This is a genomic window from Streptomyces sp. HSW2009 (assembly GCF_040240285.1).
Taxonomy (GTDB): domain Bacteria; phylum Actinomycetota; class Actinomycetes; order Streptomycetales; family Streptomycetaceae; genus Streptomyces.
In genome coordinates this window covers 1-11644 of record NZ_JBEHZD010000229.1, presented here as the reverse complement: position 1 = coordinate 11644, position 11644 = coordinate 1, and the positions used below count along the sequence as shown (strand labels likewise).

15 protein-coding genes are annotated in these 11644 nt (G+C 71.4%); 9 read left to right on the top strand and 6 right to left on the bottom strand.

Annotation, left to right across the window (positions count from 1 at the left end; genetic code table 11):
- Window positions 1-280: 280 nt before the first annotated feature.
- A complete protein-coding gene (locus AAHZ94_RS18065; protein WP_349993991.1) occupies window positions 281-1195 on the top strand; it encodes an NAD(P)-dependent oxidoreductase in 915 nt (304 codons plus the stop codon).
- A 125-nt stretch (window positions 1196-1320) separates the two neighbouring features.
- Here AAHZ94_RS18065 and AAHZ94_RS18060 read toward each other — a convergent pair whose 3' ends face one another.
- From AAHZ94_RS18060 to AAHZ94_RS18035, 6 genes are all read right to left on the bottom strand, one after another.
- Window positions 1321-1722, bottom strand: coding sequence for a DUF3592 domain-containing protein (locus tag AAHZ94_RS18060; protein ID WP_349993990.1), 402 nt, complete (start codon window positions 1720-1722; stop codon window positions 1321-1323).
- Between the two features lie 102 nt (window positions 1723-1824).
- Window positions 1825-2022, bottom strand: a complete 198-nt coding sequence (locus AAHZ94_RS18055) for a DUF397 domain-containing protein (RefSeq protein WP_349993989.1) — start codon at window positions 2020-2022, stop codon at window positions 1825-1827.
- A gap of 122 nt (window positions 2023-2144) precedes the next feature.
- Window positions 2145-2348, bottom strand: a complete 204-nt coding sequence (locus tag AAHZ94_RS18050) for a DUF397 domain-containing protein (RefSeq protein ID WP_349993988.1) — start codon at window positions 2346-2348, stop codon at window positions 2145-2147.
- A complete protein-coding gene (locus AAHZ94_RS18045) occupies window positions 2345-2539 on the bottom strand; it encodes a DUF397 domain-containing protein (protein ID WP_349993987.1) in 195 nt (64 codons plus the stop codon). The genes AAHZ94_RS18050 and AAHZ94_RS18045 overlap by 4 nt, the downstream gene beginning before the upstream one ends.
- 123 nt (window positions 2540-2662) lie before the next feature.
- Window positions 2663-2866 (bottom strand): DUF397 domain-containing protein, encoded by a 204-nt coding sequence (locus AAHZ94_RS18040; protein ID WP_349993986.1) that lies wholly within the window; start codon window positions 2864-2866, stop codon window positions 2663-2665.
- Window positions 2863-3690, bottom strand: coding sequence for a helix-turn-helix domain-containing protein (locus AAHZ94_RS18035; protein WP_349993985.1), 828 nt, complete (start codon window positions 3688-3690; stop codon window positions 2863-2865). The genes AAHZ94_RS18040 and AAHZ94_RS18035 overlap by 4 nt, the downstream gene beginning before the upstream one ends.
- A 177-nt stretch (window positions 3691-3867) precedes the next feature.
- On the opposite strand from AAHZ94_RS18035, the gene AAHZ94_RS18030 reads away from it, so the two are divergent.
- The 8 genes from AAHZ94_RS18030 (at window position 3868) to mfd (ending at window position 11241) form a co-directional block, all read left to right on the top strand.
- Window positions 3868-4107 (top strand): hypothetical protein, encoded by a 240-nt coding sequence (locus AAHZ94_RS18030; protein ID WP_349993984.1) that lies wholly within the window; start codon window positions 3868-3870, stop codon window positions 4105-4107.
- Window positions 4107-4418 (top strand): hypothetical protein, encoded by a 312-nt coding sequence (locus AAHZ94_RS18025; protein WP_349993983.1) that lies wholly within the window; start codon window positions 4107-4109, stop codon window positions 4416-4418. Before AAHZ94_RS18030 ends, AAHZ94_RS18025 begins: the two co-directional genes overlap by 1 nt.
- Window positions 4415-4936 carry an NUDIX hydrolase gene (locus AAHZ94_RS18020; RefSeq protein ID WP_349993982.1) on the top strand — a complete coding sequence of 174 codons (522 nt, stop codon included), beginning with the start codon at window positions 4415-4417 and terminating at the stop codon, window positions 4934-4936. Before AAHZ94_RS18025 ends, AAHZ94_RS18020 begins: the two co-directional genes overlap by 4 nt.
- Window positions 4937-5129: 193 nt before the next feature.
- Window positions 5130-5930, top strand: coding sequence for a helix-turn-helix domain-containing protein (locus tag AAHZ94_RS18015; protein ID WP_349993981.1), 801 nt, complete (start codon window positions 5130-5132; stop codon window positions 5928-5930).
- 83 nt (window positions 5931-6013) lie between these two features.
- Complete coding sequence (locus AAHZ94_RS18010) at window positions 6014-6835, top strand: hypothetical protein (RefSeq protein WP_349993980.1); 822 nt, start codon at window positions 6014-6016, stop codon at window positions 6833-6835.
- Entirely contained in the window at window positions 6832-7194 is a 363-nt protein-coding gene (locus AAHZ94_RS18005) for a hypothetical protein (RefSeq protein ID WP_349993979.1), read from the top strand. The genes AAHZ94_RS18010 and AAHZ94_RS18005 overlap by 4 nt, the downstream gene beginning before the upstream one ends.
- Complete coding sequence (locus tag AAHZ94_RS18000) at window positions 7187-7450, top strand: hypothetical protein (RefSeq protein ID WP_349993978.1); 264 nt, start codon at window positions 7187-7189, stop codon at window positions 7448-7450. The genes AAHZ94_RS18005 and AAHZ94_RS18000 overlap by 8 nt, the downstream gene beginning before the upstream one ends.
- A 227-nt stretch (window positions 7451-7677) precedes the next feature.
- Entirely contained in the window at window positions 7678-11241 is a 3564-nt protein-coding gene (mfd, locus tag AAHZ94_RS17995) for a transcription-repair coupling factor (RefSeq protein WP_349993977.1), read from the top strand.
- Window positions 11242-11644 lie beyond the last annotated feature (403 nt).

Genomic DNA, 11644 nt, shown 5'->3' with positions numbered 1-11644 from the left:
CGGGGGGGGGGTTTTGGGGCCGGGGGTTGGGGACCGGGGGCCGGGGCGGGGGGGGGGGGGGGGGGCCGGGGGTCCGGGGGGGGGCGGGGCCCCGGGGCCGGGCGTGGGTGGCTACGCCTCGCCCGGACCGAGCGGAACCGCAGAGCGAGCCCCCACAGCCGCCACAGCCCACCCGCCCCGCGTCAAGCGGCCCCCCCGCCCCCCCCCCCCGGGCGGGCCGCCGGCCAAGGCCCCGCGCGCCCCTTGCCCTGGAGCCCGCTCGAAGTCCTACCGTGCCCCCATGACCGAGACGATCACGACCGAGACGGCCCCGCCACAGCAGCTCACGGTGGCGGTGCTCGGCACCGGCACCATGGGCGCGCCGATGGCCCGTAACCTCCTCGCGGCCGGCGGGTTCGCCGTACGGGTGTGGAACCGCACCCGCGCCACGGCGGAGCCGCTGGCGGCGGACGGCGCGAGCGGGGCGGACACGCCGGCGGCGGCCGTGGACGGCGCGGACGTCGTCCTGACGATGCTGTACGACGGCGACGCGGCCCTGGAGGCGATCCGCGCGGCGACCCCGGCGCTGCGGCCGGGCACGCTGTGGCTCCAGTCGAGCACGGTGGGCGTGACGGCGGTCGGGGCGCTGGCCGAGCATGCCGCGCAACACGGCCTGACCTTCGTGGACGCGCCCGTACTCGGCACCAAACTCCCCGCGGAACAGGGCGCGTTGACGATCCTGGCGGCCGGCCCCGCCGACGTACGGGCCCAGGCCGAACGGGTCTTCGCGGCCGTCGGCCAGCGCGTCCTGTGGGTCGCCGACGACGGCGCGACGGGCGCGGCGAGCGCGCTCAAACTGGTCGTCAACAACTGGGTGCTCACCCTCATCAACGGCGCCGGCGAGTCCCTGGCCCTGGCCCGGGCCCTCGGCGTCGACCCGCAGTCCTTCCTGGACGCGGTGGCGGGCGGCCCGCTGGACTCCGGCTACCTCCGCATGAAGTCGGCGCTCATCCTGGCCGACGACTACCCCGCGAGCTTCACGGTCTCCGCGGCCCGCAAGGACGCGACGCTGATCGCGGAGGCCGCGGCCCGCGCGGGCGTCCGCCTGGACCTGGCCGAGGCGGCGGCCGAACGCCTGCGCCGCGCGGAGTCACAGGGCCACGGCGCGGCGGACGGGGCGGCGGCGTACTTCGCGAGCTTCCCGGGGGAGGGGTAGGGGGCTGGGCGTACGGGCCCGTCGTACGAGGTGGTGTACGGGGCCGTCGTACGAGGCGTCGTACGGGGCGGGCGGCGCGTCTGGCGGCGCGGCGTGCGAGGCGGGGCGGCGGGCTCGGTGGCGGCTCAGCCCCCGTCGGAGAAGGCCATCTGAAACACTGTGACGCCCAGGAACGCGGTGGACCCCGCAGTGGCCACGAGGGGCACCGCGAGTCCGAGGAAGCCGCGCACGGGCGGCATGTCGATGCGTGCGCGGTCCGGCGAGTCGGGAAGGTAGAGCACACGCACCTTTTCCCCGACGGGCAGCCCCCTTACCCCGGACCACCCTCGCTCGAACTCGTGCGAACCCCCCTGCGCATCAACGAACCCGACGACCGCGAAGCGCACCACACCGTCTTCCTTGACCTCTTCACGGTGCCGCACCACCACCCCCTCCACCTGCACCCCGCCCCGCCGGAGCCGCCGCCTGAGCACGACCTCGTAGACGCTGTGAACCAACACCGAGAAACTCGCCAGCAGAAACGCCACGGCTAACCACATCGTCGTTCCCCCGCTCTCTACGTCGTCCTCTCTGGGAGGACGTTGCGGGGAGGGGGGAGGGTTCCTGGTGGGGCGGGGGCGGCGGCGGGATCAGGCGTCGAAGTCACCGGCCTTTACGCCTGCGGCGAAGGTGTTCCAGGCGGTGGCGTCGAAGGTGAGGGTGGGCCCGTTCGGGTCCTTGCTGTCGCGGACGGGGACGGTGCCGGTGGTGGCTGCCTGGGCCGGGGCCCACTCGATGCAGTTGCCGCCGTTGGAGCTGTAGCTCGACTTGGTCCATCCATCGGTCATGAGGCACGACCCTTCTGGTTGGGGTTACTCAACTCTGCTACAGCACGCGCGCGTTGAGCTAGTACGCCAAGGCCCCCGACCGATGGGAGCGCGGTCGGGGGCCTGTCGTGCGGGCGGCGGGGTCAGGCGTGGAAGTCGCCGGCCTTTACGCCTGCCACGAACGCGGTCCATGCGGTGGTGCCGAAGGCGAGGGCCGGCCCCTGGGGGTCCTTGCTGTCGCGGACGGGCACGGTGCCGTGCGTGGCAAGGTTGGCGGCCACCTCGACGCACTCGCCGCCGTTGTCACTGTAGGAGGACTTCGTCCAGCGGGGAGTGTCGGTCGTCACGTGAAGTCGCCCGCCTTTACGCCTGCGACGAAGGTGTTCCAGGCGGTGGCGCCGAAGGCCAGGGTGGGCCCGTGCGGGGTCTTGCTGTCGCGGACGGGGACGGTGCCGGTGGTGGCTGCCTGGGCCGGGGCCCACTCGATGCAGTCGCCGCCGTTGTCGCTGTAGCTCGACTTGGTCCATCCATCGGTCATGAGGCACGACCCTTCTGGTTGGGGTTACTCAACTCTGCTACAGCACACGCGCGTTGAGCTAGTACGCCAAAGCCCCCGACCGATGGGAGCACGGTCGGGGGCCTGTCGTACGGGGCGGCGGGGTCAGGCGTGGAAGTCGCCGGCCTTCACGCCTGCCACGAACGCGGTCCATGCGGTGGTGCCGAACGCGAGGGTCGGACCCTGGGGGTCCTTGCTGTCGCGGACGGGGACGATGCCGTGCGTGGCAAGGTTGGCGGCGACCTCAACGCACTGTCCGCCGTTGTCGCTGTAGGAGGACTTCGTCCAGCGGGGGGTCTCGGTCGTCATGGGGCGCCCTTTCGCAACTGGTTGATCAAGGCCACGGAATCGGCCTGGGACAGGGACTCAGCCTGTAGCTGATGGTAGTCCGAGAGTGTGGCCATCACGAGGCCCGCTTCTCGCTCCAGATGCCCCTGTGCCTGCGACTCCGCGTACGCAACCATGTTCCGGTCTTGGAGCGTCAGCAGGGTGACCGGCAGGTTGAAGGGTCGCAACTCGCCCATGCTGTACGGAGCGATCTGGAGCATGGTGTTCGGCAGTGTGGCGAACGTCGCAAGATGGTCAAGCTGTTCACTCATGACCTCCTTGCTCCCGATGGCGCGATAGATGCAGCTCTCGTCCATCACCACCATGACCGTGGGTGGGTTAGGGCGCCGAATTTTCGCCTGCCGCCTATCGAGGAACGCGACGCGGTCGTCGGCCTGTTCAGGGGTGATGGCGCCGCGGCGTACATGCCCCTCTGCGATGGCGCGGGCGTACGCGGGTGTCTGGAGTAACCCCGGAATGATGCCGATCTCGAACAGCCGGATCTCTGCCGCTCGCCCTTCGTGCGCGACGCAGGCGGGAAATCCCTCTATGAGCGTCGTGTGGCGTACCGCCTTGCTGTGCCGCTCGAACAGGTCCCCGGTTCCCATGGCCTTGTCGAGACCACGAGCAAAACGGAGAGTGGGGGGCCGTCGGCCAGTTTCGACGGCCGAGATGTGCGTTCCGGAGCACCCGGCGCGCTCGCCGAGTTCGTCCTGTGTCCAACCCCTTTCATCCCGCATCCTGCGGACGAGAAGTCCGAATCGTGCACTGGGCGATCCCTCAGGATCTAGATCCTTCCGATGCATGCGCAATCGCCTCGATCTCCGAGCAGCAATAGCAAGTTGAAGACGATTTGACTCTAGGGGACGCTGACTCATCTCGGTAGTCGGACCGCTACGGAGAGGAACGTGCGTTCCCTTTCGGCCACCGAGCCTCGAACACGGAGACGATCAACTGCCTTTGCTGGAAAGGGAGATGGGGTCATGGCGGAACATTTGATGAGGTTGCGCGTATATCGCCGCCGCCCAGGCGAAAGCGGACCTCCCGACCCGGAAGCCGCGGTCGTCACCGTGACCTCCATCGACAGCGAGCAGGCGTGCGGCGACGCCTTCCGCGAGGCGGTCACCGGTGCCTGGCCGCCGTGCCGTTGCCCGAAGCATCGCAACCAGCCCAACCCCACGCCCAACCCCAAGCCCAACCCCGCTCCCGCCGGGGGTTCTTGATGGACGGCGCGCACCGCGTCCTCGTCATGGGTACCCCGCTGCGCTTCTTCCTCAGTGTCGGCGAGGACGGCACCTGGTCACCCGTCACGGACATCGAGTTCCACGACGCGTACCAGGAGTCGATGTTCGACCCCGACGCCCTGCGCAGCGACGTCCTGTGCCCCAACCGCCTTCGCGCGGAGTACGAGACCGTCGAGGGCTGGTGCTGGTCGGACGGCCGGGCCGCGTACGGGCTCATGACCCTCGATGACCGGGCGCCGCAGGCGTGCGCCGGGTTGCAATCCCTGACCCACGGAGGCGAAGCCGCGTGAAGCTCGTACATCCCATGAACACGGTCAAGCCCGCGAACCCGCCCCGCGAGGTGTGGGTGTTCCTGCTGGTCCGTTGCCCGGTCGAAAACCCGAAGTACTTCGCGCCGCTGGGCATGTGGCCGCGCGTACTCCAGGTCGTACGCGATGGCTGGAGCTGCCCGCCAGGGGTCATCGTGCGGCCGGGGGAATCGATCCCCGACGCCGCCCGCCGCGTCGCCGACGCACTCGGCATCACACTCCCCAAGGAACCCGCGCTCCTCGCCGTCGACCAGCAACCCGCCATCGATGGCGAGCAAGACGAAGAACTCGCCTTCATCCTGGACGGCGGCAGCGCCCCCGAAGACGCCTTCGCGAACCTCCCCCGCGACGAAGTCGACGTCGAATGGTCAGCGGTGGAAAACCTCGAACGCGTCGCCCTCGTCCACGCCCTCCGCACCCGCCTCCTCGCCGTCGAACCCGCCCTCCTCGTCGAAGGCATGCCCGTGCCGGGCCCGGGCCGGGACAAACGCAAGAGGTGAAGACGGCGACTGGCCCCCTCGCCGCACGGCAGGGGGCCAGGCTGCGAAGCGGGCGACCGGGAACCCCCCGGCGGGCCACCGCCCCGGCCCCGTCCGCAGCCGGCCGCCAGCCGGCACCCCCACCCACCAGAACCGACCACCCACCACCACAACCGCTTGACCTTGTCGTAGCGGCAACGTTTCTACTGGCGCCATGAGAATTGGAGAGCTCGCCGGCGCAGTCGGCGTCACCACCCGTGCAGTGCGGCACTACCACCGCATCGGACTGCTGCCCGAGCCTCCTCGGCAGTCCAACGGCTATCGCGAATACACGCTGCGGGATGCCGTCGAACTGGCCCGTATTCGCCGGCTGACCGATCTCGGGCTGAGCCTGGACGAAGTGAAGGCCGCCGTGGCGGATGACGCGGGCAAGGACCTCGTCGAGATCCTTGCCGAATTGGATGCGGACCTGGCCCGCCAGGAGAAGGAGATCCAGAAGCGGCGTAACCGCCTCGGCTCACTCCTCCAACAGGCCTGGCAGAACGGACAGTTGCCCGCCGAGACGCCCGTCTCGCCCGCACTTGCCTCCCTCTTCGAAGGCATGACCCGTGCCGCAGCGCGGTTGCCGGGGCCGGAGCCCGCGATGGCGGCCAAGGAGCGGGAGTTGCTCGCCCTGCTGGAGACCGGTGCGCCGGCCCGCGAGCGCGACTGGCTCCATGCCATGGGGCAGGAGATGAGTGCCGACGCCGAGGCCATGGGGCGCGCCTACGCGGTGTACGCGCGGATGGACGCGCTGGCCGGGGCGGCCGAGGACGACCCACGGGTGGAGGAGACCGCCCGGGCCCTCGTCGAAAGCATCCCGGACGAGGCGGTGCGGGCGATGACGGCTGCGGGAGGCGAGGGCGGATCGACTGCGGCGGGCGGTTTCGCGGACGCCTTCTTCGCGGAGTTCGCGCCCGCCCAGGCGGCGGCCGTACGCCGCGCCATCGAGTTGTTCGGTGAGCGTGCGGGGTGAGGGCGCTGAGGCAGGCCGTGCGTGGGGGCTTCGCCGCGGTCGCGGCGGGTGAACTCGCGCTCCTCGGGTGCGTGGTGGGCGGTGTGCCCGTCCCCCCGGCCGCGCGGCTGGCGGTGGAACTCGCCGTGATCGCCTTGACCGCCGGGGCGGCCACGCTCCTCTTCTTCGACTACCGGCGACACCGCCGGGGCGGGCTCGACGGCCGCCCCGCGTTCTTGGCCGCGTGCGCCGACGGCGTCCCCGCCCCCGCGCGCAGGTTGATCGGCCACGAAATCGCGCTGGTCAGCAGCTTCTTGCGCTGGGTGTCCCGCCGGGGGCCGCACGGCGTCCACAGCGGCGACCATGCCCTTGCGTACGCGCCGGCCCAGGCCGCGACCCTGTACGGCGTGTTCTTCGTCTGCGTCGTTGAGACGGTCGCCCTCGCCTGCGTGATCCCCTGGCCGGTGGTGCACGCCGTCACCCTCGTCCTCGACGTCTGGGGCTGCTTCTTCCTGCTCGCCCTGCACGCGTCGTGCGTGGTCCGGCCGCACGTGCGGGGAGCCGACGGCTCGCTGCGCCTGCGCTACGGCGCTCTGCTGGACATCCGCATCCCCGCCGATCGCATCGCAGCCGTCCGCCTCGACCGGACCTACCCCAACGGCCCCCTCGCCGCACCGGACGAGAACGGCGTGGCCGACGTGGCCGTGGCCGGCCTGACCACGGTGATCGTCGAGCTGACCGAGCCGGTCCCGTACGTACGCGCCCTCGGCCGGCGCGCCGAGGCCCGCGCCTTCCGCTTCTACGCGGATGATCCAGCCTCCGCATTACGGGCGATCTTGCCGGGGGTGCCAGAAGCGTCTGGAACTCCCCGCCAGGTGGTGGGTACCCCGTACGGTGGGTCGCAGCAGTCACAGGAGGACCCATGACGACACAACCGGTGTGCCCCGAAGGCGAGGCCCTGATCCCGCGGCCGGAGAGAACGTTCCCGGCGCTCCGGGCCGCGCTGGCGCGCGTAGCACCCACACGGCTTCCTGAGATGACGACGGAACGTGACACCGTCTTCACCATGGCCACCCGGGCCAACAGCTTCGGCCCCATCGCCATGTACCAGCTCAAGTGGGCGACGATCATCGAGGTCGAGCGGTTTCCGGACATCGCACGGCGGCTGCATGCGGCTGAAGATGCCGTGCAGTCACTGGACCGCGACGATGTGGCATGGCGCGCGGCCATGAACGAGATCCGAGCCATCATGGACGGTGCGAGGGCTCGGGTGACCGATGGGTGATTGGGGCTGGGAGTACGACCCGGATGCGCATCACGTCATCGGGGACACACCGGACCTGGCGTTCATCGCCCAATTGGAGGAGCGCGCAGACGAACTGGTCCGGGCCGCGGCTGCGCTGCACCTCGACGGTGTCAACCACCGGGGGCGTTCGGTAGGTCTCCAGGAGGAGATCCTGCCCGGAGGCATGTTCCAGTACCTGACAGTGGTACGGCTGGAGCGCCTGTATATCGTGCAGGTCATCGCTTGGCCACTGTGATCCTGGGGCGTCCAGAAGGCTCGCCCTTCTGTAGGTGACCTGAGCCAAGCCATTTCGCCCGGCCCCGCGCCCAGCGGTACGCGTGGAGCGTTGTCACACCCCCGTCGTACTCTGAAGACATCCCGGCTTCGCCGGATTCCCCGCCGTGGGTGGGGGGTCCGCTTTGGCCCTCTCCGAGGCCGCGCCGGGCCGTTCGCGTTGTCCAGCCCCGGGACGGGAAGCCCTAGATGAGCCTGCACGGTCTGCTCGATGCCGTCGTCCACGATCCCGCGCTCGCCGAGGCGGTGCGCGCGGCCACGGACGGTCACCGGATGCACCTCGACCTGGTGGGGCCGCCCGCCGCGCGGGCGCTCGCGGTGGCCGCGCTCGCCCGTTCCGCCGGGCGGCCGGTGCTCGCCGTCACCGCGACCGGGCGGGAGGCCGAGGACCTGGCCGCCGCCGTCCGGTCGCTGATGCCCGCGGGCGCCGAGCACCACGTCGCGGAGTACCCCTCCTGGGAGACGCTGCCGCACGAGCGGCTCTCGCCGCGCTCGGACACCGTCGGGCGGCGGCTCGCCGTGCTGCGCCGGCTGACCCACCCGGCCGCCGACGCCCCCACCGCGGGGCCGGTCAGCGTGGTCGTCGCGCCCATCCGCGCGGTGCTCCAGCCGCAGGTCAAGGGGCTCGGCGAGCTGGTTCCGGTGGCGCTGCGCAATGGGCAGAGCGCGGATCTGGGGGCCGTGGTCGCCGGGCGGGCCGCCGCCGCGTACGCCCGGGTGGAACTGGTCGAGAAGCGCGGCGAGTTCGCCGTGCGCGGCGGCATCCTGGACGTCTTCCCGCCCACCGAGGAGCACCCGCTGCGGGTGGAGTTCTGGGGCGACGAGGTCGAGGAGATCCGGTACTTCAAGGTGGCCGACCAGCGGTCCCTGGAAGTGGCCGAGCACGGGCTGTGGGCGCCGCCCTGCCGTGAGCTGCTGCTCACCGACGAGGTGCGGGAGCGGGCCGCAGCCCTCGCCGAGTCCCATCCCGAGCTGGGCGAACTCCTCGGCAAGATCGCCGAGGGGATCGCCGTCGACGGCATGGAGTCGCTGGCCCCGGTGCTGGTGGACGAGATGGAGCTGCTGATCGACGTGCTGCCCGCGGGCGCGATGGGCGTGGTGTGCGACCCGGAGCGGGTGCGGACCCGGGCGGCCGACCTGGTCGCCACCAGCCAGGAGTTCCTGGCCGCCTCCTGGGCGGCGTCCGCCGGCGGCGGCGCGGCGCCCATCGCCCTGGGCGCGGCCGCCCAGTGGGGCATCGCCGCCCTCCGCGACCGGGCCCGCGAGCTGGGCATGATGTGGTGGTCCATCTCGCCGTTCGCCGCCGGTGACGGGGAGTTTGACGCGGCCGGCGACGGCGTCGGCGGCGACACCCTCACCCTCGGGATGCGCGCCCCCGAGCTGTACCGGGGCGACATCGCCCGGGCGCTCGCCGACACCAAGGGCTGGCTGTCGGACGGCTGGCGCACGGTCTACCTCACCGAGGGCCACGGCCCGGCCTCGCGCACCGTGGAGGTGCTGGGCGGCGAGGGCATCGCGGCCCGGCTCGACCCGGACCTGGGGGAGATCGCGCCGTCGCTGGTGCACGTGTCCTGCGGTGCGATCGAGCGCGGCTTCATCGACCAGGGCCTGAAGCTCGCGGTGCTCACCGAGACCGACCTGACCGGCCAGAAGGCGGCCGGCAAGGACGGCGCCCGGATGCCCGCCAGGCGCCGCAAGACCATCGACCCGCTCACCCTCCAGGCCGGCGACTACATCGTGCACGAGCAGCACGGCGTGGGCCGCTACATCGAGATGGTGCAGCGCACCGTGCAGGGCGCCACCCGCGAATACCTGCTGGTGGAGTACGCGCCGGCGAAGCGCGGCCAGCCCGGCGACCGACTCTTCGTCCCCACCGACCAGTTGGAGCAGGTCACCAAGTACGTGGGCGGCGAGGCGCCCACCCTGCACCGGCTCGGCGGCGCCGACTGGACCAAGACCAAGGCGCGGGCCAAGAAGGCGGTCAAGGAGATCGCCGCCGACCTGATCAAGCTGTACTCGGCGCGGATGGCCGCCCCCGGCCACACCTTCGGCCCGGACACCCCCTGGCAGCGCGAGTTGGAGGACGCGTTCCCGTACGCGGAGACGCCCGACCAGCTCACCACCATCGCCGAGGTCAAGGAGGACATGGAGAAGTCGGTCCCGATGGACCGGTTGATCTGCGGCGACGTCGGCTACGGCAAGACGGAGATCGCGGTGCGGGCCGCGTTCAAGGCGGTGCAGGACGGCAAGCAGGTCGCCGTGCTCGTCCCGACGACGCTCCTCGTACAGCAGCACTTCGGGACCTTCACCGAGCGGTACGGGCAGTTCCCGGTCAAGGTCAAGGCGCTGTCCAGGTTTCAGACCGAGACCGAGGCGAAGGCCGTCCTCGAAGGGCTGCGGGACGGCTCGGTCGACATCGTCATCGGCACGCACCGGCTGTTCTCGTCCGAGACCAAGTTCAAGGACCTCGGCCTGGTCATCGTCGACGAGGAGCAGCGGTTCGGCGTCGAACACAAGGAGCAGCTCAAGAAGTTGCGGGCCAACGTGGACGTGCTGACCATGTCCGCCACGCCCATCCCGCGCACCCTGGAGATGGCCGTCACCGGCATCCGCGAGATGTCCACCATCACCACCCCGCCGGAGGAGCGGCACCCGGTGCTGACCTTCGTCGGCCCGTACGAGCAGAAGCAGATCGGCGCCGCCATCCGCCGCGAACTGCTCCGCGAGGGCCAGGTCTTCTACATCCACAACCGGGTCGAGTCCATCGACCGGGCCGCCGCCAAGCTGCGCGAGATCGTGCCCGAGGCGCGCATCGCCACCGCGCACGGGCAGATGGGCGAGAGCGCCCTGGAGCAGGTGGTGGTGGACTTCTGGGAGAAGAAGTTCGACGTGCTGGTCTCCACCACCATCGTCGAGTCCGGCATCGACATCTCCAACGCCAACACCCTGATCGTCGAGCGCGGCGACAACTTCGGTCTCTCCCAGTTGCACCAGCTCCGCGGCCGGGTGGGCCGCGGTCGCGAGCGCGGCTACGCGTACTTCCTGTATCCGCCGGAGAAGCCGCTGACCGAGACCGCGCACGAGCGGCTCGCGACCATCGCCCAGCACACCGAGATGGGCGCCGGCATGTACGTGGCGATGAAGGACCTGGAGATCCGCGGCGCGGGCAACCTGCTCGGCGGCGAGCAGTCGGGCCACATCGCGGGCGTCGGCTTCGACCTGTACGTACGGATGGTCGGCGAGGCCGTCGCCGACTACCGGGCGACCCTGGAGGGCGGTGTGGAGGAGGAGCCGCCGCTTGAGGTGAAGATCGAACTGCCGGTGGACGCGCATGTCCCGCACGACTACGCGCCCGGCGAGCAACTGCGCCTCCAGGCGTACCGCTCGATCGCCTCGGCCAACTCCGAGGCGGACATCACCGCGGTCCGCGAGGAGCTCACCGACCGGTACGGGCCGCTGCCCGAGCCGGTGGAGAACCTACTGCTCGTCGCGGGGCTGCGGCTGCTGGCCCGGGCGTGCGGGGTCAGCGACATCACGTTGCAGGGCAACCAGGTGCGCTTCGGCCCGGTCGAGCTGCGCGAGTCGCAGGAGCTGCGGCTGAAGCGGCTGCACCCGCGCTCGGTGCTCAAGCCGACGGCCCACCAGGTCCTGGTGCCCCGCCCGACCACCGGCAAGATCGGCGGCAAGCCGGTCGTCGGCCGCGAACTCCTCGCCTGGACGGGGGAGTTCCTGACCACGATCCTCGGGTCGTAGCCGCCGCCCGGCGGGGGGGCGGGGGCCGCGCGGCGGGGGTTGCGGCCCTGCCCCGCGGGAGGGCGCGCGGGCGGGTCGCTTGGGCGTGCCGGCGCCGCGTACGAGCTGTCGGGTACGGGCTCTGGCCGCGTACGGCCTGTGGTGTACGGGGGCTGGCCGTGTACGGGCTCTCGCGTACGGCCCCGGCTGCATGGGGCTTGTGGTGTACGGGGGCTGGCCGCGTGCGGCCTGCGGTGTACGGGGCCCGGCCGCGTACGGCTCTCGCGTACGGCCCGGCCGCATACGGTCTGCGGCATTGCGGCCCCGACGGGGTGAGCCCCAGGCGTCGGGCCGAGCGTGACCTCAAGTGGCCCGACGCCTGGGAGCGTTGGCCCGCCCCGGGGAGGGGCGGGGAGGTGCGGCG